We start from the raw sequence: 25,125 nt of genomic DNA, 5'->3' as shown, positions 1-25,125 counted from the left end.
GTTCAATGCGTCAGTGGGCCGACCACTGGATCGTGCTGATGTCGACGCCGTCTTGGAACATCTCCCACAGGGGGCTCAGCTCGCGCAGCTTGGCGACGTTGTGCTTGATGGTCGAGATGGCGTAGTCGATTTCTTCCTCGGTCGTGAAACGGCCGATGGTCATGCGCAGGCTGCTGTGGGCCAGCTCGTCGCTGCGGCCGAGCGCGCGCAGCACGTAGCTGGGTTCGAGGCTGGCCGAGGTGCAGGCCGAACCCGACGACACCGCCAGGCCCTTGATGCCCATGATCAGCGACTCGCCTTCGACGTAGTTGAAGCTCATGTTCAGGTTGTGCGGCACACGCTGCTCGAGGTCGCCGTTGATGAACACCTGGTCCACGTCCTTCAGGCCGTCGAGCAGGCGCTTCTGCAGGCGCGCCGCCTGGGCGATGTCTTCCTTCATTTCGAGCCTGGCGATGCGGAAGGCCTCGCCCATGCCCACGATCTGGTGCGTGGGCAGCGTGCCCGAACGCATGCCGCGCTCGTGGCCGCCGCCGTGCATCTGTGCCTCGAGCCGCACGCGGGGCTTGCGGCGCACGTACAGCGCGCCGATGCCCTTGGGGCCGTAGGTCTTGTGCGAAGCCAGGCTCATCAGGTCGATGGGCAGCTTGGCGATGTCGATCTCGACCTTGCCGGTGGCCTGGGCCGCATCGACGTGGAAGATCACGCCCTTTTCGCGGCAGGCATTGCCGAGCGCGACCACGTCCTGGATGACGCCGATCTCGTTGTTGACGTACATCACGCTCGCAAGGATGGTGTCGGGGCGGATCGCCGCCTTGAACTTGTCCAGGTCGAGCAGGCCGTTTTCCTCGACGTCCATGTAGGTGACTTCGAAGCCCTGGCGCTCGAGCTCACGCATGGTGTCGAGCACGGCCTTGTGCTCGGTCTTCACCGTGATGAGGTGCTTGCCCTTGCCCTTGTAGAACTGGGCCGCGCCCTTGAGCGCGAGGTTGTTCGACTCGGTGGCGCCGGAGGTCCAGACGATCTCGCGCGGATCGGCTCCGATCAGCTCGGCCACGTAGCCGCGCGCCTTCTCGACCGCCTCTTCAGCCTCCCAGCCCCAGGCATGGCTGCGCGACGCCGGGTTGCCGAAATGCTCGCGCAACCAGGGGATCATGGCGTCGACCACACGCGGGTCGACCGGCGTGGTGGCGCCGTAATCGAGATAGATCGGGAAATGAGGAGTGACGTCCATGGCTGGCTCGGGCTGGCGTGGGGTTGTTTCTTTGATCTGGGCTTCTCGCGGCAGCGCCCGAAGGCGCTCCACGGCTTCTTCAGGACTTCGCGAAGGCGTTGCCGAGGGCAAACACCGAATTCGGCGCGTTCACGCGAATCGGCTTGACCACCGGCTGCGCGGAAATCGCGCGCTTGACGACTGGCTTGTTCTCGATCTGCACGCCCTTGGCGATCTGGTCGTCGACCAGCTTCTGCAGCGTGACGGAATCGAGGAACTCGACCATGCGCTGGTTCAGCGAGGCCCAGAGCTCGTGCGTCATGCAGCGGCCGGCTTCGCCCAGGCAGTTTTCCTTGCCGCCGCATTGCGTGGCATCGATGGGCTCATCGACGGAAACAATGATGTCTGCGACGGTGATATCCGCAGCCTTGCGGCCGAGGCTGTAGCCGCCGCCGGGGCCGCGGGTCGACTCGACCAGCTCGTGGCGGCGCAGTTTGCCGAACAGCTGTTCGAGATACGACAACGAAATCTGCTGCCGCTGGCTGATCGCAGCCAGCGTGACCGGACCGGTGTTCTGACGCAGCGCCAGATCGATCATTGCTGTGACCGCAAAACGGCCTTTGGTAGTGAGACGCATCGCAAGCTCCTTCAAGTGCTTACCGTTGAAATGACACCGTGGCCCGAGGCCGCGGTGACTTCGTCTCCGCCCTGCCCGACCCCTGGCGCTGGTGAACCAGCCGGTGGGATCGGTTCTTCATCGCGAAGTTCTTTTTTCTTGTTGTTGAGTATTTCGCTCAAGTATAGCAGAAGACCTTGAGGTCTGCTCGGGTAAACCCCTGCGGAAACCGCTTGAAGAAACCGGAACCCCGGCCTAAGACGGCAGGATCGCGATATTGTCCCCGCCGGAGGCGCCGAAAGCCTGCTCCCGCAGCAGCGCCAGCTGGTCGCGCACCCGGGCCGCCTTCTCGAATTCGAGGTTGCGGGCGTGCTCCATCATGAGCTTTTCGAGCCGCTTGATCTCGCGGGCGATGTCCTTTTCGCTCATGTCCTCGACCTTGGCGCGTTCCAGGTCGAGCTTGGCCATTTCCTTGCCCGTCTTTTCGCTGTAGACGCCGTCGATCAGGTCGCGCACCTGCTTGACGATGCTGCGCGGGGTGATGCCATTGGCCTCGTTGTGGGCGATCTGCCGGGCGCGGCGGCGCTCGGTTTCGTCGATGGCCTTCTTCATCGAGTCGGTCATCCGGTCGGCATAGAGGATGGCCTTGCCGTTCAGGTTGCGCGCCGCACGGCCGATGGTCTGGATCAGCGAGCGCTCGGCGCGCAGGAAGCCCTCCTTGTCGGCATCGAGGATGGCCACCAGTGACACCTCGGGAATGTCCAGGCCCTCGCGCAGCAGGTTGATGCCCACCAGCACGTCGAAGCTCCCCAGGCGCAGGTCGCGCAAGATTTCGACCCGCTCGACGGTGTCGACGTCGCTGTGCAGGTAGCGCACCTTCACGCCGTTGTCGCCCAGGTAATCGGTCAGCTGCTCGGCCATGCGCTTGGTCAGCGTGGTGATGAGCACACGTTCGTTCTTGTCGACGCGGATGCGGATCTCGCCCAGCACGTCATCCACCTGGTGGGTTGCGGGGCGCACCTCGACCTCGGGGTCGATCAGGCCGGTCGGCCGCACCAGCTGCTCGACCACATTGCCGGCATGGTCCTTCTCGTACTGCGCGGGCGTGGCGGAGACGAAGATGCACTGGCGCATGCGCGTCTCGAACTCCTCCAGCTTGAGCGGCCGGTTGTCCAGCGCGCTCGGCAGCCGGAAGCCGTATTCGACCAGCGTGGTCTTGCGCGCCCGGTCGCCGTTGTACATGCCACCAAGCTGGCCGACCATCTGGTGGCTCTCGTCGAGGAACATCAGCGCGTCCTTCGGCAGGTAGTCGGTCAGCGTGGCCGGCGGTTCGCCAGGCGCCGCGCCCGAAAGGTGGCGCGTGTAGTTCTCGATGCCCTTGCAGTGGCCGATCTCGGCCAGCATCTCCAGGTCGAAGCGGGTGCGCTGCTCCAGCCGCTGCGCCTCCACCAGCTTGCCCTGCGAGACGAATTCCTTGAGCCGCTCGGCCAGCTCGATCTTGATGGTCTCGACCGCGCTCAGCACCTTGTCGCGCGGCGTCACGTAGTGGCTTGACGGGTACACGGTGAAACGCGGGATCTTCTGCCGGATGCGGCCCGTGAGCGGGTCGAACAGTTGCAGCGTCTCGATCTCGTCGTCGAACAGCTCGATGCGGATGGCCAGCTCGCTGTGCTCGGCCGGAAACACGTCGATGGTGTCGCCGCGCACGCGGAAGGTGCCGCGCGAAAAGTCCTGCTCGTTGCGGGTGTACTGCATGCGGATCAGCCGGCCGATCACGTCGCGCTGGCCGATCTGGTCGCCCACCCGCATGATGAAACGCATCTGCGTGTAGTCCTCGGGCGTGCCGATGCCGTAGATGGCGCTCACCGTGGCCACGATGACCGTGTCGCGCCGCTCCAGCACGCTCTTGGTGGCCGACAGCCGCATCTGCTCGATGTGCTCGTTGATCGACGAGTCCTTCTCGATGAACAGGTCGCGCTGGGGCACGTAGGCCTCGGGCTGGTAGTAGTCGTAATAGCTCACGAAGTACTCGACGGCGTTCTTGGGGAAGAACTCGCGGAATTCGCTGTAGAGCTGCGCCGCCAGCGTCTTGTTGGGCGCGAACACGATGGCCGGGCGGCCCAGCCGCGCGATCACGTTGGCCATGGTGAAAGTCTTGCCCGAGCCCGTGACGCCCAGCAGCGTCTGGAACACCTCGCCGTCGAGCACGCCCTCGACCAGCCCGTCGATGGCCTTCGGCTGGTCTCCGGCCGGCGGATAGGGCTGGAAAAGTTCGAAAGGCGAACCGGGACATTTGATGAATTCGCCCTGCTTGGCCGGACCGATCGGGTCCAGTTTCTTCAGGTCTGCTATGGCTTCGTTGTTCTCTGGCATGGCTGTTCCCGACAGGTGGCGGTGGCGCCGGTAAAATTCAAGGCAACCGGAAAGCGTAGCGCAAGTCCGGTTGCCAGCGAAGCTTTCATCCCAAAGGACTTTCTCCATGTCTATGTTCACCGCGGTCGAAATGGCACCGCGCGACCCGATCCTCGGCCTCAACGAGCAGTTTGCAGCCGACACCAACCCCAACAAGGTCAACCTCGGCGTCGGCGTCTACTACGACGACAACGGCAAGCTGCCGCTGCTGCAGTGCGTGCAGGCGGCCGAACAGAACATGATGAAGGCGCCCACCGCGCGCGGCTACCTGCCGATCGACGGTATCGTGGCGTATGACAACGCGGTCAAGGGCCTGGTCTTCGGCGCCGACAGCGAGCCGGTGCAATCGGGCCGCGTGGCCACCATCCAGGCCATCGGCGGCACCGGCGGCCTCAAGGTCGGCGCCGACTTCCTCAAGAAGCTCAACCCCAAGGCCAAGGTGCTGATCAGCGACCCGAGCTGGGAAAACCACCGCGCCCTGTTCACCAACGCGGGCTTCGAAGTCGAAAGCTATCCCTACTACGACGCCGCCAGGCGCGGCGTCAACTTCGACGGCATGCTGGCCGCGCTCAACGCGGCGCCCGCCGGCACCGTCGTCGTGCTGCACGCCTGCTGCCACAACCCGACCGGCTACGACATCACGTCCGAGCAGTGGGACCAGGTCGTGGCCGCGGTCAAGGCCAAGGGCCTGGTGCCCTTCCTCGACATGGCCTACCAGGGCTTCGGCTACGGCCTGAAGGAAGACGGCGCGGCCGTCGCCAAGTTCGTCGACGCGGGCCTGACCTTCTTCGTCTCGACCTCGTTCTCGAAGAGCTTCAGCCTCTACGGCGAACGCGTGGGCGCCCTCTCGGTGCTGTGCGAGAACAAGGAAGAAGCCGGCCGCGTGCTGTCGCAGCTCAAGATCGCGATCCGCACCAACTACAGCAACCCGCCGATCCACGGCGGCGCCGTGGTGGCCGCGGTGCTCGGCAACCCTGAACTGCGCGCCCTGTGGGAAAAGGAACTCGGCGAAATGCGCGTGCGCATCAAGGCCATGCGCCAGAAGCTGGTCGACGGCCTCAAGGCCGCCGGCGTGAAGGAAGACATGAGCTTCATCACCACGCAGATCGGCATGTTCAGCTACTCGGGCCTCAGCAAGGACCAGATGGTGCGCCTGCGCAACGAGTTCGGCGTGTACGGCACCGACACCGGCCGCATGTGCGTGGCCGCGCTCAACAGCAAAAACATCGACTACGTCTGCGCATCGATCGCCAAGGTCATCTAGGCGTCAGCAAGGTGTGAGGGAATCTGCGTTTTACGATTCCTTCACATTCTTGGCCTGAAAACGGCCCTTTCAGCAGGGCCGGTGTAGGGGTTAGGCCCCCTGCAAGTCAGCGAATGCGCTGATATATTGCATTGCAACATTCCACTCCAAGACCAGCGATGCTCTATCAACTCTATGAAGCCCAGCGTTCCCTCATGGAACCGTTTTCGGACTTCGCGCAAGCGGCTTCCAAGCTCTATGGCCAAGGCGCGGTGTGGGGCCAGCTGCCCATGGCCCAGCGCATGGCGGCCGGCTACGACCTGCTCTATCGCCTCGGCAAGGATTACGAGAAGCCCGAGTTCAACATCAAGTCCGTGAAGGTCGAGGGCGAAGACGTGGTCATCCAGGAGGCTGTCGAGCTCGACAAGCCTTTCTGCGAGCTGCGCCGCTTCAAGCGCTTCACCGACGAGCCGCACATCCTCAAGACGCTCAAGAGCCAGCCCGTGGTGCTGATCGTGGCGCCGCTGTCGGGCCACTACGCCACGCTGCTGCGCGACACCGTGCGCACCATGCTGCAGGACCACAAGGTCTACATCACCGACTGGAAGAACGCGCGCCTCGTGCCCATGTCGGAGGGCGAGTTCCACCTCGACGACTACATCAACTACGTGCAGGAATTCATCCGCCGGCTGCAGGCCGAGTACGGCAACTGCCACGTGGTGAGCGTGTGCCAGCCGACCGTGCCGGTGCTGGCGGCCGTGTCGCTGATGGCGAGCCGCGGCGAGCCGCTGCCCCTGACCATGACGATGATGGGCGGCCCGATCGACGCGCGCAAGTCGCCCACCGCGGTCAACAACCTCGCGATGAACAAGAGCTTCGAGTGGTTCGAGAACAACGTGATCTACCGGGTGCCGCAGGGCTTCCCGGGCGAAGGCCGGCGCGTGTACCCGGGCTTCCTGCAGCACACGGGCTTCGTGGCCATGAACCCCGACCGCCACGCGTCGAGCCATTACGACTACTTCAAGGACCTCATCAAGGGCGACGACGCAAGCGCCGAGGCCCACCGCAAGTTCTATGACGAGTACAACGCCGTGCTCGACATGGACGCCGACTACTACCTGGACACCATCCGCACCGTGTTCCAGGATTTCGAACTCGTGAACGGCACCTGGGACGTCAAGAACCCCAAGGGCCAGATCGAGCGCGTGCGTCCGCAGGACATCCATTCGACCGCGCTGCTGACCGTCGAGGGCGAACTCGACGACATTTCGGGCTCGGGCCAGACCGAGGCCGCGCACAGCCTTTGCACCGGCATTGCCGATTCGCAGCGCGAACACTACGAAGTCAAGGGCGCGGGCCACTACGGCATCTTCAGCGGCCGCCGCTGGCGCGACCTGGTCTACCCCAAGGTGATGAAGTTCATCGCAGCCCACGACCAGCCCCAGCGCCGCGCCGGCGCACGCGAAAGCCTGCCGGCCGAAGACCGCATCAAGCCGGGCCGGAGCACGGCGGCCGTGGCCGCCGGCAAGAATGTCGCAGCGAGGAAAGCGGTGGCGGTTGCCGCCGCCAAGAAGCCCGCGGCACGCAGGAAGTGAACGGGCTGGCCGCACGCATCCACGATGCACTGCCGCAGACGCAGTGCACACGCTGCGGCTACCCCGATTGCGCCGGCTATGCGCAGGCCGTGGCCGACAGCCAGGCGGGCATCAACCAGTGCCCGCCCGGCGGCGCCGAAGGCGTGGCCAGGCTGGCGCGGCTCACGGGCCGCGAGCCGCTCCCGCTCGATCCGCAGTTCGGCACCGAAGGCCCGCGCGCGATGGCGGTCATCGACGAAGCCTGGTGCATCGGCTGCACGCTCTGCCTCGATGCCTGCCCCACCGATGCCATCGTGGGCATCAACAAGCGCATGCACACCGTGATCGAAGCGCACTGCACGGGCTGCGAGCTCTGCATTCCGGTCTGCCCTGTCGATTGCATCTCGCTCGAGGTCGAGACGCCGGGCCGCAGCGGCTGGCAGGCCTGGTCGCAAGTGCAGGCCGAAGCCGCGCTGCGGCGCTACAAGCTGCACGGCGAGCACCGCCGCGCGGACAAGCGCAAGAGCGAGCAAGAAGCCCCCACCGTCGCGCAGCCGCAGGCCGCCGACACGCGCAAGCGGTCCATCGTCGAAGCCGCGCTGGCGCGTGCCCGCGCCGCCTCGCAACAACAACGCCCACCCACCGCCAAGCCATGACCTTCGACACCCTGCTGATCTACGTCGTCGCCTCGCTCGCACTGGCCGTGATCCCCGGCCCGACGATGCTGCTGGCGCTGTCCAACGGCATCGACGGCGGCATGCGCCGCGCGAGCTGGGGCATTGCCGGCGCGTCGCTCGGGAGCATCACGCTGATCGCAGTGGTTGCGCTCGGGCTGGGCTCGCTGCTGGCCGCATCCGAACTGCTCTTCAACGCGATCCGCATGGCAGGTGTGGCCTACCTGGTCTGGCTCGGCGTCAAGCTGTGGCGCAGCGAAGAGGCCGACCTTGGCGCGGCGCTGGCCAAATCCGCCATCGAGGTTCGCCCGCATGGCCGCATCGCGCTCATGCGCAGCCTGCTCGTGGCGCTGTCGAACCCCAAGACCGTGCTGTTCTTCGCAGCCTTCCTGCCGCAGTTCATCGACATCGCCAAGCCGCAGGGCACGCAGTACCTGCTGCTCGGCTCGATCTTCGTGGCGCTCGACACCTGCGTGATGCTGGCCTATGCGGCCGCCGGAACGCAGGCCGTGCGCTGGCTCTCGCGCCGCGGCCTCAAGATGCTGAACCGCAGCTGTGCGGCCGGCATGTGGCTGCTGGCCGCAACGCTGGCCTTCTGGCGCCGCCCGGGCACCTGAACGGCGCGGGGTTCAGTTCTCTTGCGCCTTCTGCGGGCGCTTGAAGAGCAGCAGCAAAACACCGGCCAACACCACGGCCACCGCATACCACTCGAAGCTTGTCACCGTCTCGTTGGCAATCCACACGCCCAGCAGCATCGCGATCACCGGATTGACGAAGGTGTAGCTCGCGGCCAATGCAGCGGGCGCCTTCGCGAGCAGCACCATGTAGGCGTTGAACGCGATCAGCGAGCCGAACACCACGAGGTACAGCCAGGCGGCAGCGGCCACGGGCTGCGGCGGCCACACCAGCTGTTCGCCAGAGAGGGCCGCGAGCACCAGCAGCACCACGCCGCCGCAGATCATTTCGCTCGCGAAGCCCATCGCGCCGGGCGCGAGCGGCAGGCTGCGCTGGCTCAGCACGCTGCCCATCGACCAGCAGATGCAGGCAATGGAAATTGCCGCCAAGCCCGCGGGCGACGACTGGAAGCCACTGCCCTGGGTCAGCATCAGCACGCCCACGAGGCCGAGCGCAATGCCCGCCGCCTCCAGCCGCGTCGGCTTCACGCCCCAGATCAGGTTGAGCAGCGCAATCAGCAGCGGCACCACCGCGATGAAGGCCACCACCAGCCCGGAGCCGATCGACACTTCGGCATGGGCCGTGCCGCCCATGCCGCCACCCAGCATCAACGTGCCGACCACGAGGGCATTGCGCCACTGCAGGCGCGAGGGCCAGGCCGCGCCGCGCCAGCGCATCCAGGCGGCGAGCAGCACGCCCGCGAACAGGAAGCGCGAGCCCATCTGAAGAAACGGCGCAAAGCTGACCAGCGCGTACTTGATCGCAAGATAGGTCGAGCCCCAGACCACCCAGGTGGCGGCCAGGCAGAGCCACAGCAGCGGCGGCAGTGCGGTGCGCGCGGGACCGGACGCGGCTTGGGCGGGGGATGCGAGAGTGGGCATGTCGGTGTTGTCTTGTTGGTATGGAAACGCCGTCCATGGTATGAAAGCAATCTTCTCGCAACCATGCACATTTCATGGTTCTTTGCGTTTCACACCGTCGATTTGAAGGAGTTGCATGGACTTCAGCTTGAACCCCGCGCTGGATGCGCACGACACCCGCATCCTGGCCGAACTGCAGGCCGATGCGCGGCTCACCATGGCCGAGCTCGGCCGCCGCGTGCACCTGAGCCAGCCGGCCGTGACGGAGCGCGTGAAGAAGCTCGAGGCCGCGGGCGTGATCAGCGGCTACCGCGCGACCGTGAACCTCGGCAAGCTCGGCTACGGCATCCGCGCCATCATCCGCGTGGGCCGCGCCGACTATGCGCGCGTGGTGGAACTGGTGCAGCAGACGCCCGAATGCGTCAATGCCTACAACGTGACCGGCGACGACAGCTGGATCCTGGAGATCGCGGTCATCGACGTGAGTCACCTCGATGCAGTGGTCACCAAGTTCTGCATCCTCACCGAAACGGCCACCTCGATCATCCTGAACCCGGCGCGCGAGCACCAGCCGATGCTGCCGCCTCGGCATTCGGACGTGAAGCCGCCGATCAGGAAGGTGCTCAACGCGTAGTGGCCAGCGCGCTGAAGGCCGCCACCACTTCCGGCGGCGCCTGCACCATCTCGATCAGCACGCCCTCGCCCGCGATCGGAAACTCGTCGTTCGCCTTCGGGTGCAGGAAGCAGATGTCGAAACCCGCCGCGCCCTTGCGGATGCCGCCGGGCGCAAAGCGCACGCCCTGCGCGGTGAGCCACTCGACGGCCCTGGGCAGGTCGTCGATCCACAGGCCCACATGGTTGAGCGGCGTCGCATGCACGGCCGGCTTCTTCTCGGGGTCGAGCGGCTGCATCAGGTCGACCTCGACCTTGAACGGCCCGCTGCCCATCGAGCAGATGTCCTCGTCGACGTTCTCGCGCTCGCTCTTGAAGGTGCCCGTGACCTCGAGCCCCAGCATGTCGACCCAGAGCTTCTGCAGGCGCAGCTTGTCGGGGCCGCCGATGGCGATCTGCTGGATGCCCAGCACCTTGAAGGGGCGTGCGACGGCGGTGGTCATGCGGCGCAACCTTCCGGCTCCTCCTGCACCTGCCGCGCATTGAGGCCGAGCTTGCGCAGCAGCACCGTGTCGGCCTCGACGTCGGGGTTGCCGGTGACGAGCAGCTTGTCGCCATAGAAGATCGAGTTGGCGCCAGCCATGAAGCACAGCGCCTGCACCGCATCGCCCATCTGCTGGCGGCCCGCCGAGAGGCGCACGCGTGCGGTCGGCATCGTGATGCGCGCAACCGCGATCATGCGCACGAAGTCGAAGGGATCGACCGGCTCCGAATCGGCCAGCGGCGTGCCCGGCACGCGCACCAGGCTGTTGATCGGCACCGACTCCGGGTACGGATCCAGATTGGCCAGTTGCGCGATCAGTCCCGCGCGGTGCACCGGCTGCTCGCCCATGCCGACGATACCGCCGCAGCACACGCTGATGCCGGCGCTGCGCACATGGGCCAGCGTATCGAGCCGGTCCTGGTAGGTGCGCGTGTCGACCACGTCGGTGTAGTACTCGGGCGCGGTGTCGAGGTTGTGGTTGTAGTAGTCCAGGCCCGCGGCCTTGAGCTGGTGCGCGTGGTGCGGCTCCAGCATGCCGAGCGTGGCGCAGGTCTGCAGGCCCAGCCCCTTCACGGCCTCGACCAGCACGGCCACCTTCTCGACGTCGCGGTCCTTCGGCGCGCGCCATGCGGCGCCCATGCAGAAGCGCGTGGCGCCGGCGTCCTTGGCGGCCTGCGCGGCGCGCACCACCTCGTCCACTTCCATGAGCTTCTGCGCCTTCACGCCGGTGTCGAACTCGGCCGACTGCGGGCAGTAGCCGCAGTTCTCGGGACAGCCGCCCGTCTTGACCGAGAGCAGCGTCGCCAGCTCGATGTCGCCTTCCGGGAAGTGCTGGCGATGCACCGTCTGCGCTTCGAACAGCAGGTCCATCAGCGGCTTGTCGAGCAGCGCCTGTATCGCCTCGATCGTCCACGGGCCTTGCGGCGTGACCGGCTTTGCGGGCCGGTGCAGCGTGACAGGCGCCGAGATGGGCGCTTCAAAAAAAAGATCGGAGGTCGTCATATTAGTGAATCTTTCATAACTGCCCGAAGCGTTGCCTGTTCGGGAAACACCGCGGAACCGGCTTCGCCGGGCCGCAGGTGTTGCCCCCGGAAGGGGGCTGGAGAAGCGACACGAAGTGCGCGAAGCCTGGGGGTGAGCTTTATTCAAACTCCAGAATGATTTGATCGACCGCGAGCGACTCGCCCTTGTTGGCCGAAACCTTGCCGACCACGCCGTCTTGCGTGGCGAACAGCACGTTCTCCATTTTCATGGCCTCGATCACGGCCAGCTTCTCGCCGGCGCGCACCTGCTGCCCCGGCTGCACCGACACCTCGACCAGGAGGCCCGGCATCGGCGACATCAGGAACTTGCTCAGGTCGGGCGGCGCCTTGTAGGGCATCAGCTCGAGCAGGCGCGCGCCCCGGGGCGACAGCACCATCGCCTCGACCTGCGTGCCGTCGTGCGACACGCGCAGCGCCAGCGGGTTCTTGCCGGCCCCGCGCTCCACCTGCGCGGTGAAGGGCCTGTCGTTGACCGTACCCTGCACGCGAATGGCGCCGAGCGCAAAGCCGCTGTCGATCTTGTAGTTCTTGCCGCCCACCGCCACGGCGCTGGCGCCGGTCTTGCCATGGAAGTCGGTGACCGAAACAGGATGGTGCACGTGCTTGCCCTCAGGCCCCAGTTCCACCACCACGAACTGCTCGCCCACCTTCACGCCATGGCCTTCGAGTTGCCCGCTGATGCCCGAGGCCCGCGCGCGGTAGCGGCGGTGCACATAGGCCGCAAGCGCGATCAGGAACGAAGGATCGGCGTGCGGAACGTCTTCCGCATGAAAGCCCTTGCCGTAGTGCTCGGCAATGAAGCCGGTGTTGAAATCGCCCGCCACGAACTTCGGATGCGCGAGCAGCGCGGCCTGGAACGGAATGTTGCTGCTGATGCCGCGGATCACGAAGCCGTTGAGCGCCTCGCGCATGCGAGCAATCGCGTGCTGCCGGTCCTTGCCGTGCACGATGAGCTTGGCGATCATCGAGTCGTAGTACATCGGGATCTCGCCGCCGTCGTACACGCCGGTGTCCACGCGCACGCCGTTCAGGCGCTCGGTGTCGGCCGCGAACATGGTCTCGGCCGGCGGCTGGAACTTCACGAGGCGGCCGGTCGAAGGCAGGAAATTGCGGAACGGGTCCTCGGCGTTGATACGGCACTCGATGGCCCAGCCATTGCGCTTCACCTGTTCCTGCGTGAGCGGCAGTTCCTCGCCGGCCGCCACGCGGATCATCAGCTCGACCAGGTCGAGCCCCGTGATGCATTCGGTCACCGGGTGCTCCACCTGCAGCCGCGTGTTCATCTCCAGAAAGTAGAAGCTCTGGTCCTTGCCGACCACGAACTCCACCGTGCCCGCGCTCTGGTACTTCACGGCCTTGGCCAATTGCACCGCCTGCTCGCCCATCGCACGGCGCGTGGCGTCGCTGATGAAGGGCGAAGGCGCCTCCTCGATCACCTTCTGGTGCCGGCGCTGGATCGAGCATTCGCGCTCGTTCAGGTAGATGACGTTGCCGTGCGAATCGCCCAGCACCTGGATCTCGATGTGGCGTGGCTCCTCGACGAACTTCTCGATGAACACGCGGTCGTCGCCGAAGCTGTTGCGTGCCTCGTTGCGGCAGGAGGTGAAGCCCTCGAAGGCCTCGTTGTCGCTGTAGGCCACGCGCAGGCCCTTGCCGCCGCCGCCGGCCGAGGCCTTGATCATCACGGGGTAGCCGATGTCCTTGGCGATCTCGACCGCGCGCTCGGCCGTCTCGATGGCGTCGTTCCATCCCGGGATGGTGTTGACCTTGGCCTCGTTTGCGAGCTTCTTGGAGGCGATCTTGTCGCCCATGGCCGCGATCGAATAGTGCTTGGGTCCGATGAAGGCAATGCCCTCCTCCTCGACCTTGCGCGCGAAGGCCTCGTTCTCCGAGAGGAAGCCATAGCCCGGGTGCACGGCCTCGGCGCCGGTCTTCTTGCAGGCCTCGATGATGCGGTCGGCCTGCAGGTAGCTCTCGCGGCTCGGCGCGGCGCCAATGTGCACGGCCTCGTCTGCCAGTTCGACGTGGCGGGCTTCCTTGTCGGCGTCGGAATAGACGGCAACGGTGAGGATGCCCATCTTCTTGGCCGTCTGGATGACGCGGCAGGCGATTTCGCCGCGATTGGCGATCAGGATTTTCTTGAACATGTTTTTGTCCTGCACTCTCAGAGCGGAATGTTCCCGTGCTTGCGCCACGGGTTCTCGAGCTTCTTGTCTCGCAGCATCACCAGCGAGCGGCAGATGCGCTTGCGCGTCTCGTGCGGCAGGATCACGTCGTCGATGTAGCCGCGGGCGCCCGCCACATACGGATTGGCGAAGCGCGCCTTGTACTCGGCCTCGCGGGCGGCGAGCTTCTCGGGGTCGTTCTTGTCCTCGCGGAAGATGATTTCCACCGCGCCCTTCGCACCCATCACCGCGATCTCGGCGCGCGGCCAGGCGAGGTTGACGTCGCCGCGCAGGTGCTTGGAGGCCATCACGTCGTAGGCGCCGCCGTACGCCTTGCGCGTGATGACGGTGATCTTGGGCACGGTGCACTCCGCGTACGCGTAGAGCAGCTTGGCGCCGTGCTTGATGATGCCGCCGTACTCCTGGCCGGTGCCGGGCATGAAGCCGGGCACGTCGACGAAGGTGACCACCGGGATGTTGAAGGCATCGCAGAAGCGCACGAAGCGCGCGGCCTTGATGCTGCTCTTGATGTCCAGGCAACCCGCGAGCACCAGCGGCTGGTTGGCCACGATGCCGATGGTCTGGCCTTCCATGCGCGCGAAGCCGATCACGATGTTCTTCGCGTAGTCGGGCTGCAGCTCGAAGAAGTCGCCGTCGTCCACCACCTTGAGGATCAGCTCCTTGATGTCGTAGGGCTTGTTCGGGTTGTCGGGCACCAGCGTGTCGAGCGAATAGTCGGGCCGGTCGGCCGGGTCGCCCTGGCCGTTGTTGCCCAGGCGCACCGGCGGCTTCTCGCGGTTGCTGAGCGGCAGGTAGTTGTACAGGCGGCGCAGCATCATCAGCGCCTCGACGTCGTTCTCGAACGCCATGTCGGCCACGCCGCTGCGCGTGGTGTGGGTGACGGCGCCGCCCAGCTCTTCGGCGGTGACGCTCTCGTGCGTCACGGTCTTCACCACCTCGGGGCCGGTGACGAACATGTAGCTCGAGTCCTTCACCATGAAGATGAAGTCGGTCATGGCGGGCGAATACACCGCGCCGCCCGCGCACGGACCCATGATCATGCTGATCTGCGGCACCACGCCGGAAGCCATCACGTTGCGCTGGAACACGTCGGCATAGCCGCCGAGCGAGGCCACGCCTTCCTGGATACGCGCGCCGCCCGAATCGTTGAGGCCGATGACGGGCGCGCCGACCTTCATGGCCTGGTCCATCACCTTGCAGATCTTCTCGGCATGCGCTTCGCTGAGCGCGCCGCCGAAGACCGTGAAGTCCTGGCTGAAGACGAAGGCGAGACGGCCGTTGATCATGCCGTAGCCGGTGACCACGCCGTCGCCCGGGATCTTCTGCTCGGCCATGCCGAAATCGACCGAGCGGTGCTCGACGAACATGTCCCATTCTTCAAAGGTGCCGTCGTCGAGCAGCAGCTCGATGCGCTCGCGCGCCGTGAGCTTGCCCTTGGCGTGCTGCGCGTCGATGCGCTTCTGCCCGCCGCCCAGGCGCGCCTGGGCGCGGCGCTTTTCGAGTTGTTCGATCAGTTCTTGCATGGTGTGCTTCCGAAGCTGTGGTCCTGAATTTGGTGTGGGGTCATGGCCTGGCGGTGATGGCGGCCGCCGCAAGCAGCTGGCGCGCCGCCGTCGATGCGGGCAGCGCACCCTCCGCCACCTGCCGCGTGAGCTGCGGCAGCAGTTCGCGCACCTGCGCGTGCTGCCTGAAAGCCTGCTTGAGCCCGGCGTCGATGCGTTCCCACATCCACGCGGTGGCCTGCTTCTCGCGGCGCCTGGCGAGCTTGCCATTGGCGCTCTGCAGCTGCCTGAATTGCGTGACGGCATCCCAGAAGGCATCGACGCCGGTGCCGGCCAGTGCGCTGAGCTGCAGCACCCTGGGTAGCCAGAAGCGCACTTCCGCGCCGCTGTGCGCGTCGTGCGCCGCATGCGCATGGTCCGGGTTGCCCTGGTGGCCGAAGAGGCGCAGGGCAGAGGTGATCTGGGCCTGCGCACGCGTCGCGGCGTCCTTGTCGATGTCGGCCTTGTTGATGACGACGAGGTCGGCCAGTTCCATCACGCCCTTCTTGATGGCCTGCAGGTCGTCGCCCGCATTGGGCAGCTGCATCAGCACGAACATGTCGGTCATGCCGGCCACGGCGGTTTCGCTCTGGCCCACGCCCACGGTCTCGACGATCACGATGTCGTAGCCAGCGGCCTCGCACACCAGCATGGCCTCGCGCGTCTTCTCGGCCACGCCGCCGAGTGTGCCGCTCGAGGGGCTGGGGCGGATGTAGGCGCGCTCGTGCACCGAGAGCCGCTCCATGCGCGTCTTGTCGCCCAGGATGGAGCCGCCCGAGACAGTGGACGAGGGATCGATGGTGAGCACCGCCACCCGGTGGCCCTTGCCGATCAGCAGCAGGCCCAGCGTCTCGATGAAGGTCGACTTGCCGACGCCCGGCACGCCAGAGATGCCGAGGCGAAACGAATTGCCCGTGCGCGGCAGCAGCGCGGTGAGCAGCTCGTCGGCCTGCGCGCGGTGGTCGGCGCGAGTCGATTCGAGCAGCGTGATGGCCTTGGCTATCGCGCGGCGCTGTGCCATGCCGTCCGATCCGGCAATCGCGCGCTCCAGTGCAGCCGCCGGCTTGTTCAGCACGCGTCCTCCGGGGACGACACGCGCCAGCGGTAGTGCAGGTCGACGCCCTCTTCGCCCTCGAGCACGAAGCCGTGCCGCAGGTAGAAGCGGTTGGCATCGCTCTGCACGAGCGCCGTGAGCTTGATGTCCAGCCGCTGCTCGCGCGCCTGCGACTTGGCCCACTCGAGCACCCACTCGCCGATGCCCAGGCCCTGGAAGCCGGTGCGCAGGTAGAGATGGTCCAGCCGCAGCGCATCCGCGTCCTCGGGCTTGAGCGTGACGAAGCCGATGCGCAGTTCACCGTCGAGCACGATGTGGTGCATGAAGGGCACGATGAAACCGGCCTGCAGCCGCTCGCGCGAGCGCGCCGGGTCGAAGCGCCCCACGCGCTCCAGGCTGGGGCGCATCGCATCGACGCGCAGGGCCAGCATGGCCTCGAAATCGCTGGATTCAACCGGCTGCAGCGACAGCCGCGACAAGAGATCGCCCACGCTGCTTCTCAGGCCGAAACCGCCGCGCGGATCTGCTCCAGCACGTCCTTGGCGCTGGCCGGAATAGGCGTGCCCGGACCATAGATGCCCTTGACGCCGGCCTCGTAGAGAAAGTCGTAGTCCTGCCGCGGAATCACGCCGCCGACGAACACGATGATGTCGTCTGCGCCCTGCTTCTTGAGCTCGTTGATGATGGCGGGCACAAGCGTCTTGTGGCCGGCCGCGAGCGTGCTCACGCCGACGGCATGCACGTCGTTCTCGATGGCCTGCCGCGCGCATTCCTCGGGCGTCTGGAACAGCGGCCCCATGTCGACGTCGAAGCCCAGGTCGGCGAAGGCCGTGGCCACCACCTTGGCGCCGCGGTCGTGGCCGTCCTGGCCCAGCTTGGAGATCATCACGCGCGGGCGGCGGCCCTGTTCCTCGGCAAAGGCGTTGATCTCGGTCTTGAGGGTTTCCCAGCCTTCGGCCGAGTCGTAGGCAGCTGCGTACACACCGGTCACCTTTTGCGTGTCGGCCCGATGGCGGCCGAATGATTTTTCGAGGGCGTCGGAAATCTCGCCGACAGTGGCGCGCGCGCGCACCGCGTCGATGCTCAGCGCCAGCAGGTTGCCGGTGCCGTTCTCGGCGGCTTCGGTGAGCGCATCGAGCGCGGCCTGCACCTTGGCGCCGTCGCGCGAGGCGCGGATCTTCTGCAGGCGCGCCACCTGCTGTTCGCGAACCATCACGTTGTCGATGGAGAGGCTGTCGATCGCGTCCTCGGTCTTGAGCTTGTACTTGTTGACGCCCACGATCACGTCCTTGCCGGAGTCGATGCGCGCCTGCTTCTCGGCGGCGGCCGCCTCGATCTTGAGCTTGGCCCAGCCGCTGTCCACTGCCTTGGTCATGCCCCCCATCGCCTCGACTTCCTCGATGATGGCCCAGGCCGCGTCGGCCATGTCCTGCGTGAGCTTCTCCATCATGTAGCTGCCGGCCCAGGGGTCGACCACGTTCGTGATGTGCGTTTCTTCCTGGATGATGAGCTGCGTGTTGCGCGCGATGCGGGCGCTGAACTCGGTCGGCAGCGCAATCGCTTCGTCGAGCGCATTGGTGTGCAGGCTCTGCGTGCCGCCGAACACCGCGGCCATGGCCTCGATGGTGGTGCGCACCACGTTGTTGTAGGGGTCCTGCTCGGTGAGCGACCAGCCCGAGGTCTGGCAGTGCGTGCGCAGCATCAGGCTCTTGGGGTTCTTCGGCTCGAACTCCTTCATGATGCGGCACCACAAGAGGCGCGCGGCGCGCATCTTGGCCACTTCGAGATAGAAGTTCATGCCGATGGCCCAGAAGAAGCTCAGGCGCCCGGCAAAGCCGTCGACGTCCAGGCCCTTGGCCAGCGCGGTCTTCACGTATTCCTTGCCGTCGGCCAGCGTGAAGGCCAGCTCCAGCGCCTGGTTGGCGCCGGCTTCCTGCATGTGGTAGCCGCTGATCGAGATCGAGTTGAACTTGGGCATGTTCTGCGCCGTGTACTCGATGATGTCGCCGATGATCCGCATGCTCGGCGCGGGCGGGAAGATGTAGGTGTTGCGGACCATGAACTCCTTGAGGATGTCGTTCTGGATGGTTCCGCTCAATTGGTCCTGGCTCACGCCCTGCTCTTCGGCCGCGACCACGTAGCCTGCCAGCACCGGCAGCACGGCACCGTTCATCGTCATGGACACGCTCACCTTGTCGAGCGGGATCTGGTCGAACAGGATCTTCATGTCCTCGACCGAATCGATCGCCACGCCGGCCTTGCCGACGTCGCCGGTCACGCGCGGATGGTCGCTGTCGTAGCCGCGGTGGGTGGCCAGGTCGAAGGCCACGCTCACGCCCTGCCCGCCGGCGGCCAGCGCCTTGCGGTAGAAGGCGTTCGATTCCTCGGCGGTCGAGAAGCCCGCGTACTGGCGGATGGTCCAGGGGCGCACCGCGTACATGGTGGCCTGCGGGCCGCGCAGGTAGGGCTCGAAGCCGGGCAGCGTGTCGGTGTACTTGAGGCCCTGCAGGTCGGCCGCGGTGTAGAGCGGCTTCACGGTGATGCCGTCCGGCGTGAGCCAGTTGAGCGCGCCCAGGTCGCCGCCCGGCGCCGACTTGGCGGCGGCCTTGGCCCAGTCGTCGAGGTTGGCCGGCTTGAAGGTGGGTTCGGGTTTGCTGCTCATGAGGGGCTTTTCGCAGTGTCTTGCAGGGTAGTCGCAAATTCGCCTGCAAGGGATTTGCAAGCCGGCAGCGAGTCTAACCGATCCATAATTATTAATTCAAACCCGTTTTTGCGGTACAGTCCGCCCCATGTCCGCCCTCACCCTCACCCCGCGCGCCCTCTATGAAGAGGTGGCCGAACTGCTGCGCCAGCGGATCTTCCGCCGCGAGCTCGAGCCGGGCAGCTGGATCGACGAACTCAAGCTGGCCGAGGAATACGGCATCAGCCGCACGCCGCTGCGCGAAGCCCTGAAGGTGCTGGCGGCCGAAGGCCTGGTGACCATGAAGGTGCGGCGCGGCGCCTACGTCACCGAGGTGTCCGAGCAGGACCTGGCGGACGTCTACCACCTGCTCTCGCTGCTGGAAAGCGATGCGGCCGGCGTGGTGGCCGAGCGCGCCAGCGAGGCCCAGCGCGCGGAGCTGAAGGCGCTGCATGCCGAACTCGAAGCGGCAGGCGCCCCGGGCAAGGAAGACCGCGAGCATTTCTTCGCGGTCAACGAACGCTTCCACATGTGCCTTCTGGCGATTGCGAACAACAAGTGGCGCGACCAGATGGTGGCCGACCTGCGCAAGGTGATGAAGCTCAACCGCCACAACTCGCTGCTGAAGGCGGGGCGCATCGCGGAATCGCTCGCGGAGCACCGGTCGGTGATGGCGGCCATCGAGGCGCGGGATGCCGCCGCGGCGATGGCGCGGATGCGCGAGCACTTCACGAACGGCCTGGAAGCCGCGAATTAGGCTCTCCCCCAGTCTTCGCGCACTTCGTGTCGCTTCGCCAACCCCCTTCCGGGGGCAACACCGGAGGACCGGCAGAGCCGGATCCTCGGTGTTTCACGAACAGATCCGGGGCACCATCGCGGGTCAGTCGGTGCCGGTGGTGCCGGTTTCCTGGGAGATTCGCTGGGCTGTTTCCAAGAGCCTGGGGGCCACGCGGCCTAGCATGACGTCCTTGGGCAGCAGGTAGGCGGGGCCGCCGCAGCTCACGCCGTAGCGCTCGCCGCGCGGGCCCTTGAGCGCAAAGCCCAGGGCGTGGATGTGCGGATGCCACTCGCCGAACGAGCTGCAATAGCCCAGGCGCGCGTATTCGTCGAGCCCGGCCATCAGGCGCGGTTCGATCGAGGGCCAGTTCTCGCCGCTTTCCAGGCGGATCTGCTCCAGCACTTCGGCCCGCTCGGCGGCGGGTAGCGCGCCCAGGTAGGCGCGGCCCGCGGCCGAGGTAGCGATGGTCATGCGCGAGCCCACTTCGATGCGCGAACTGATCAGCGCGGAACGGGGGCGCAGCGAATCGATGATGAGCATGTCGAGCTCGTCGCGGACGCCCATGTGGACACTGGCGCCGGCAAATTCGGACAGTTCCGCCAGATGCGGCCGGGCCACCGTCCGCAGGTCGAAATGGCGCAGGTAGCGGCTGCTCATGTCGAGCAGCGCCGGCCCGAGGCTGAAGCGGTCGCTGTCCTGCGACTGCTTCAGGTAGCCCGCGGCCACCAGCGTGGCCGTGAGGCGGGACACGGTGGCCTTGGGGATGCCGGTGGTTTCGGCCAGGTCGCGATTGCTGATGGGTGCGGCTGCCATTCCGATGACCTTGAGCAAGGCCAGCCCCCTGGCAAGCGCGCTGACTTCTTCTTTGCCGCCAATCGCGTCATTCATGTATCCAAACCCTTTTTTTTTGATGTTCGTTCATTCTTCAGCAAAAAACGGTTGACGTGCCGGCGCTCGGGAATCATTATTTCGGAACAATGTTCCATTTATACAGAAATACAAGACATTCTGCAGGCGGCTCAACCGCCCTTTTTCCCTCGCGAGACCGGCGCCTGCTCCTGCTGGCGGGAAGCAGCCTGGCGCTGTCCGGCTTTGCGGCGGCCGCCCCGGCTGCCACCGCGGGCGACGCGAGCGGCTATCCCAACGGCCCCGTCAAGCTCATCGTCCCCTTTGCCCCCGGCGGACCGACCGACACGGTCGCGCGCCTGATCTCGCTCAAGCTGCAGGAGATGTGGGGCCAGCCGGTGCTCGTCGACTACAAGCCGGGGGCCGGCACGGCCATCGGCGTCGACTTCGTCGCCAAGGCGCCGGCCGACGGGCTGACCTTCGGCATGGTGAATTCGTCCTTTGCGGTCAACCCATCGCTGCGCAAGAGCCTTCCGTACGACACGGTGAAAGACCTCGCGGGCATCACGCAGATCGCCAACCTGCAGCTCGCGATCGTCGCGCGACCCAACGCGCCCTTCGGCACGCTGGCCGAGCTCGTCGCCTACGCGAAGAAGAACCCGGGCAAGCTCAGCTACGGCACGCCCGGCGCCGGCAGCACCACGCACCTGGGTGCCGAGCTGCTCAAGCGCGAAGCGGGCTTCGACATGCTGCATGCGCCCTTCAAGGGCAGCGCGCCGGCGCACACCGAACTGCTGGGCGGGCGCCTCGACCTCGTGTTCGACCCCTTTCTTTCGGTGCTGCCCTACGTCAAGGCGGGCCGCATGAAGATGATCGCCACGCTCGGCGAGAAGCGGATTCCGGGCTACGACTATCCGACCGTGGCCGAGACCCTGCCGGGATTCCACGTGAGCGCCCTGCTCGGCTTCGTCGCGCCGCGCGCCACGCCGGCGGCAGTGGTCGCGAAGATCCAGGCCGACACCGCAAAAGTGCTGCACGACCCCGAGATGCGCCGCCGCGTCGAGGAACAGGGCATGGAAGTGGTGGCGTCCGCGCCCGCGCAGTTCGACGCGTTCGTCCAGAGCGAGATGAAGCGCTGGTCGCGCGTGATCGCCGAAGCCGGCATCCAGGCCGAATAGGCATCGCCATTTCCCATCCTCCATCGGCAAGACTCATGTCCTCCCTCGAACTCACCCCCTTGCACCCGCTCTTCGCCGCCGAGGCGCGCGGCATCGACATCACGCAGCCGCTCTCGCCCTCCGAGGTCAAGCAGATCAACGCGGCCATGAACCGATATGCCGTGCTGGTGTGGCGCGGACAGCCGCTCACGGGCCAGCAGCAGATCGATTTCGCCAAGGCGTTCGGACCGCTCGACCTGGGCCTGAAGAAGGTCTTCAAACGCCCCGAGCGGCTGGAGGACGAACGGCTCATCGACATCTCCAACGTCGATGCGGAAGGCAAGGTGGCGCGCCGCGATTCGCCCAAGAACCTGTCGAACTTTGCCAACCAGCTCTGGCACAGCGACAGCTCCTTCCAGAACCCGCGCGCCGCCTATTCGATGCTGCATGCGCTGGTGCTGCCGAGCTGGGGCGGCAACACCGAGTTCGCGGATCTTCGCGCCGCCTACGACGCGCTGCCCGAGCGCACCCGCTCGGAAATCGAAAGCCTGTGCGCCGAGCACTATGCACTGCACACCCGCATCCTGCTGGGCGACGAGGCCTATACCGACGACCAGAAGAAAGCCATTCCACCCGCCGTGTGGCCGCTGGTGCAGACGCACCCGGGCTCGGGCCGCAAGCTGCTGTTCGTGGGCGTGCATGCACGCGAGATCATCGGCTGGCCGGTGGCCGAGGGGCGCATGTTCCTATCCGATCTGCTCGAGCATGCAACCCGCCGCGAATTCGTCTACACGCACGAATGGCAGGTGGGCGACCTCGTGATGTGGGACAACCGCAGCACCCTGCACCGCGGCCGGCGCTACGACATCGGCGAGCGCCGCGAGCTGCGCCGCACCACCATCGAGGACGTGCCCGAGGCCACGCTGATGGCAGCTTGAAGCCGCCCGGCTTCAGGCCTCCTGCGCCGCGGGCTCGTGCGCCAGCGCCATTACCTCGTGCGGCGGACGCGCCTTGAGCCGATGGTCGCTCCAGACCTGGCGCCAGCGGCGCGCGCCGGGCAGGCCGTTGCGCAGGCCCAGCATGTGCCGCGCGATCGACGACCACTGCGTGCCGTGTTCGGCGGCCTCGCGGACCATGTAGTCGCACATCAGCGATTCGACGTCCTCGCGCGTCAGCGGCTGCGGCGCGGCGCCGTAGAACTCCGCATCCCACTCGGCCAGCCACCAGGGGTTGTGGTAGGCCTCGCGGCCGACCATCACGCCGTCGAGCAGCCGCAGGTGCTCATGCACCTGTGCGTTGGCCGAGATGCCTCCATTGATCGAGAAATCCAGCTCCGGAAATTCGTGCTTCAGGCGGTGCACGAGCTCGTAGCGCAGCGGCGGAATCTCGCGGTTCTGCTTCGGGCTCAGGCCCTGCAGCCACGCGTTGCGCGCATGCACGATGAAGCCCCGGCAGCCGGCCTCGCTCACCGCGCCGACAAAGTCGCGCACGAACTCGTAGCTCTCGATCTTGTCGATGCCGATGCGGTGCTTGACCGTGACCGGCAGGCGGGTGGCGTCGACCATGGCCTTCACGCAATCGGCCACCAGCGCCGGCTCGGCCATCAGGCAGGCACCAAAGGCGCCGCGCTGCACGCGCTCGCTGGGGCAGCCGCAGTTGAGGTTGATCGCGTCATAGCCCCACTCTTCGCCGAGCCTGGCGCAATGCGCGAGGTCGGCCGGCTCGCTGCCGCCCAGCTGCAGGGCCACGGGATGCTCTTCCACGTTGAAGCGCAGGTGCCGCGGGACGTCGCCATGCACCAGCGCGCCGGTGGTCACCATCTCGGTATAGAGCAGCGCATGGCGCGACATCAGGCGATGGAAGTAACGGCAATGGCGGTCCGTCCAATCCATCATCGGAGCGACTGACACGATTTTCTCTTTTAAATTCAACGAGTTAGCGATATCATTCATACACTTAGAACCCCGCGTGTGCACGCTCGTGTGCACTCCAAAACGCCCGAATACGCCCCATTTCGCCCTGTCAGTGCACACATAGCGCACACGAAATGCCCACCTTCAAGCAGCTTCCGTCCGGCAACTGGCGCGCGCAAGTCCGCCGCAAGGGTGTCTATGCGAGCGAAACCTTTCGACGGCACAGGGACGCCCAGGAGTGGGCTCTCGCGACCGAGCGCCGCATCGATCTGGGCGAGCCCGCCAGCCGCTCAAAGACCAAGGACCCGACCACACTTGGCGACCTGATCGATCTGCACGTCACCGACATGAAGGAGGTGCTGCGGGCGCCCCGGCGTTCCAAGGCCTTCACCCTCGATGCGCTCAAGACGAAGCTGGGCAAGCTGAAGCTGAAGGACCTCACGCGCGAGCGGCTCATCCAGTTCGGCAAGGACCGCGCCAAGGAAGGCGCCGGCCCCGTCACCATCAGCATGGACATCGGCTACATCAAGCTGGTAGTTTCTCACGCGGCGGCCGTTCACGGGGTTCGTGTTCAAGTAGAGCCCATCGATCTGGCCCGTATCGCGCTCAAGCGCCTGGGCCTAGTCGGCAAGGGGCGAGAACGGGACCGGCGGCCTACCCTCGACGAACTGCAAGCGCTTGCCGACTACTTCGCCGGCAATTCGCGGCAGATCATCCCGCTGGGGCGAATCATGCGATTCGCAATCGCCACCGCGATGCGCCAGGACGAGATCTGCCGCATCCGATGGGAGGACATCGATGCCAAGGCTCGTACCGTGATCGTGCGTGACCGGAAAGATCCACGGGACAAGAACGGCAATGACCAGAAGGTGCCATTGCTCGATGTCACCGGATTCGATGCCTGGGCCATTCTCGAGGAGCAGAAACCGTTCTCCGGGAACAGCAGCCTGGTCTTTCCGTACAACGGCCGCTCTGTCGGGACCGCGTTCCGTCGGGCATGCAAGGAATTGAGGATCAAGAACCTCAAGTTCCATGATCTGCGGCACGAAGCTGCCAGTCGTCTCTTCGAGGCGGGTTTCACCATCGAACAGGCTGCGCTGGTGACTGGGCACAAGGATTGGAAGATGCTCAAGCGATACACCCATCTGAGGCCAGAGCACCTGCGCGACGTCAGACCAAAGCACATTCCACCGTCGCTTGATCTACACACTGGCCCGACGCCCGCAGACATCGCTTTGGGTGCATGGAGTGGTTCGGAGCGCCGCGCCTCACAACCCAATTCGGCCCGCCCTTCGCAAATTACAAGGCCACGTCATGAACATGAAGCCCTCAGACCGAGCGCTTCAATCTAGTTTGACTTCGGATCGTGCCACTTCAACAGACGCCCTTCTACCGATCACACCTGGCCGACTTGCACCAAGTCCTGCTTGCCCATGAAATCACACGGAGCTATCTGACCGGCACGCGTGTCAGGTTTGATGGCGTTGAGCTGGGGCCAACAAACAGT

Annotated in this window: 22 protein-coding genes; 9 read left to right on the top strand and 13 right to left on the bottom strand. The window is 65.9% G+C overall.

Going from position 1 to position 25,125, the window contains the following annotated elements:
• Window positions 1-10: 10 nt before the first annotated feature.
• From RZE77_RS12110 to uvrB, 3 genes are all read right to left on the bottom strand, one after another.
• A complete protein-coding gene (locus RZE77_RS12110; protein WP_319442055.1) occupies window positions 11-1,231 on the bottom strand; it encodes an IscS subfamily cysteine desulfurase in 1,221 nt (406 codons plus the stop codon).
• 79 nt (window positions 1,232-1,310) lie between these two features.
• Window positions 1,311-1,847 carry a Fe-S cluster assembly transcriptional regulator IscR gene (gene iscR, locus RZE77_RS12105; RefSeq protein WP_007828186.1) on the bottom strand — a complete coding sequence of 179 codons (537 nt, stop codon included), beginning with the start codon at window positions 1,845-1,847 and terminating at the stop codon, window positions 1,311-1,313.
• Window positions 1,848-2,081: 234 nt separating this feature from the next.
• Window positions 2,082-4,199 carry an excinuclease ABC subunit UvrB gene (gene uvrB, locus RZE77_RS12100; protein WP_319442054.1) on the bottom strand — a complete coding sequence of 706 codons (2,118 nt, stop codon included), beginning with the start codon at window positions 4,197-4,199 and terminating at the stop codon, window positions 2,082-2,084.
• Between the two features lie 106 nt (window positions 4,200-4,305).
• Between uvrB and RZE77_RS12095 the strand changes: the two genes are divergently transcribed.
• From RZE77_RS12095 to RZE77_RS12080, 4 genes are all read left to right on the top strand, one after another.
• Window positions 4,306-5,502 (top strand): amino acid aminotransferase, encoded by a 1,197-nt coding sequence (locus RZE77_RS12095; RefSeq protein ID WP_319442053.1) that lies wholly within the window; start codon window positions 4,306-4,308, stop codon window positions 5,500-5,502.
• A gap of 158 nt (window positions 5,503-5,660) precedes the next feature.
• Window positions 5,661-7,076 carry a polyhydroxyalkanoate depolymerase gene (locus tag RZE77_RS12090; RefSeq protein ID WP_319442052.1) on the top strand — a complete coding sequence of 472 codons (1,416 nt, stop codon included), beginning with the start codon at window positions 5,661-5,663 and terminating at the stop codon, window positions 7,074-7,076.
• The gene (locus tag RZE77_RS12085) at window positions 7,073-7,711 is read left to right on the top strand and encodes an RnfABCDGE type electron transport complex subunit B (RefSeq protein WP_319442051.1); all 639 of its coding nucleotides are present in this window, start codon (window positions 7,073-7,075) and stop codon (window positions 7,709-7,711) included. Before RZE77_RS12090 ends, RZE77_RS12085 begins: the two co-directional genes overlap by 4 nt.
• Window positions 7,708-8,346, top strand: a complete 639-nt coding sequence (locus RZE77_RS12080; protein WP_319442050.1) for a LysE family translocator — start codon at window positions 7,708-7,710, stop codon at window positions 8,344-8,346. The genes RZE77_RS12085 and RZE77_RS12080 overlap by 4 nt, the downstream gene beginning before the upstream one ends.
• 12 nt (window positions 8,347-8,358) lie before the next feature.
• On the opposite strand, the gene yedA is transcribed toward RZE77_RS12080, so the two are convergent.
• Window positions 8,359-9,285, bottom strand: coding sequence for a drug/metabolite exporter YedA (gene yedA, locus RZE77_RS12075; protein WP_319442049.1), 927 nt, complete (start codon window positions 9,283-9,285; stop codon window positions 8,359-8,361).
• A 115-nt stretch (window positions 9,286-9,400) separates the two neighbouring features.
• On the opposite strand from yedA, the gene RZE77_RS12070 reads away from it, so the two are divergent.
• Window positions 9,401-9,898 (top strand): Lrp/AsnC family transcriptional regulator, encoded by a 498-nt coding sequence (locus RZE77_RS12070; protein ID WP_319442048.1) that lies wholly within the window; start codon window positions 9,401-9,403, stop codon window positions 9,896-9,898.
• Here the strand turns inward: RZE77_RS12070 and RZE77_RS12065 are convergent.
• The 7 genes from RZE77_RS12065 to scpA form a co-directional block, all read right to left on the bottom strand.
• On the bottom strand, window positions 9,888-10,379 hold the full coding sequence (locus tag RZE77_RS12065) for a VOC family protein (protein ID WP_319442047.1): 492 nt from the start codon (window positions 10,377-10,379) through the stop codon (window positions 9,888-9,890). The two genes, RZE77_RS12070 and RZE77_RS12065, sit on opposite strands and share 11 nt — an antisense overlap.
• Complete coding sequence (gene bioB, locus RZE77_RS12060; protein WP_319442046.1) at window positions 10,376-11,422, bottom strand: biotin synthase BioB; 1,047 nt, start codon at window positions 11,420-11,422, stop codon at window positions 10,376-10,378. The genes RZE77_RS12065 and bioB overlap by 4 nt, the downstream gene beginning before the upstream one ends.
• 139 nt (window positions 11,423-11,561) lie before the next feature.
• Window positions 11,562-13,610: an acetyl-CoA carboxylase biotin carboxylase subunit gene (accC, locus tag RZE77_RS12055; protein ID WP_319442045.1), complete on the bottom strand. Its 2,049-nt coding sequence runs from the start codon at window positions 13,608-13,610 to the stop codon at window positions 11,562-11,564.
• Between the two features lie 17 nt (window positions 13,611-13,627).
• Window positions 13,628-15,172 carry an acyl-CoA carboxylase subunit beta gene (locus RZE77_RS12050; RefSeq protein WP_319431939.1) on the bottom strand — a complete coding sequence of 515 codons (1,545 nt, stop codon included), beginning with the start codon at window positions 15,170-15,172 and terminating at the stop codon, window positions 13,628-13,630.
• Window positions 15,173-15,212: 40 nt separating this feature from the next.
• Entirely contained in the window at window positions 15,213-16,211 is a 999-nt protein-coding gene (gene meaB / locus RZE77_RS12045; RefSeq protein ID WP_319442345.1) for a methylmalonyl Co-A mutase-associated GTPase MeaB, read from the bottom strand.
• Window positions 16,212-16,258: 47 nt separating this feature from the next.
• Window positions 16,259-16,735, bottom strand: a complete 477-nt coding sequence (locus RZE77_RS12040) for a GNAT family N-acetyltransferase (RefSeq protein ID WP_319442044.1) — start codon at window positions 16,733-16,735, stop codon at window positions 16,259-16,261.
• Between the two features lie 8 nt (window positions 16,736-16,743).
• Window positions 16,744-18,906, bottom strand: coding sequence for a methylmalonyl-CoA mutase (scpA, locus tag RZE77_RS12035; RefSeq protein WP_319442043.1), 2,163 nt, complete (start codon window positions 18,904-18,906; stop codon window positions 16,744-16,746).
• A 127-nt stretch (window positions 18,907-19,033) separates the two neighbouring features.
• Between scpA and RZE77_RS12030 the strand changes: the two genes are divergently transcribed.
• The gene (locus RZE77_RS12030) at window positions 19,034-19,681 is read left to right on the top strand and encodes a GntR family transcriptional regulator (RefSeq protein WP_012747247.1); all 648 of its coding nucleotides are present in this window, start codon (window positions 19,034-19,036) and stop codon (window positions 19,679-19,681) included.
• Window positions 19,682-19,804: 123 nt separating this feature from the next.
• Here RZE77_RS12030 and RZE77_RS12025 read toward each other — a convergent pair whose 3' ends face one another.
• Window positions 19,805-20,590 (bottom strand): IclR family transcriptional regulator, encoded by a 786-nt coding sequence (locus RZE77_RS12025; RefSeq protein ID WP_319442042.1) that lies wholly within the window; start codon window positions 20,588-20,590, stop codon window positions 19,805-19,807.
• 89 nt (window positions 20,591-20,679) lie between these two features.
• On the opposite strand from RZE77_RS12025, the gene RZE77_RS12020 reads away from it, so the two are divergent.
• Window positions 20,680-21,726 carry a tripartite tricarboxylate transporter substrate binding protein gene (locus tag RZE77_RS12020; RefSeq protein ID WP_319442041.1) on the top strand — a complete coding sequence of 349 codons (1,047 nt, stop codon included), beginning with the start codon at window positions 20,680-20,682 and terminating at the stop codon, window positions 21,724-21,726.
• Window positions 21,727-21,761: 35 nt separating this feature from the next.
• On the top strand, window positions 21,762-22,643 hold the full coding sequence (locus RZE77_RS12015) for a TauD/TfdA dioxygenase family protein (protein ID WP_319442040.1): 882 nt from the start codon (window positions 21,762-21,764) through the stop codon (window positions 22,641-22,643).
• Window positions 22,644-22,655: 12 nt separating this feature from the next.
• Here the strand turns inward: RZE77_RS12015 and dusA are convergent, their stop codons facing one another.
• Entirely contained in the window at window positions 22,656-23,657 is a 1,002-nt protein-coding gene (dusA, locus tag RZE77_RS12010) for a tRNA dihydrouridine(20/20a) synthase DusA (protein WP_319442039.1), read from the bottom strand.
• Between the two features lie 95 nt (window positions 23,658-23,752).
• Here dusA and RZE77_RS12005 point away from each other — a divergent pair, with 95 nt between their 5' ends.
• Window positions 23,753-24,970: a site-specific integrase gene (locus tag RZE77_RS12005; RefSeq protein ID WP_278880314.1), complete on the top strand. Its 1,218-nt coding sequence runs from the start codon at window positions 23,753-23,755 to the stop codon at window positions 24,968-24,970.
• The last annotated feature ends 155 nt before the right edge of the window (window positions 24,971-25,125 follow it).

Source organism: Variovorax sp. SPNA7, from assembly GCF_033807855.1.
GTDB lineage: Bacteria > Pseudomonadota > Gammaproteobacteria > Burkholderiales > Burkholderiaceae_C > Variovorax > Variovorax beijingensis.
This window is presented reverse-complemented; position numbering and strand designations above follow the sequence as displayed.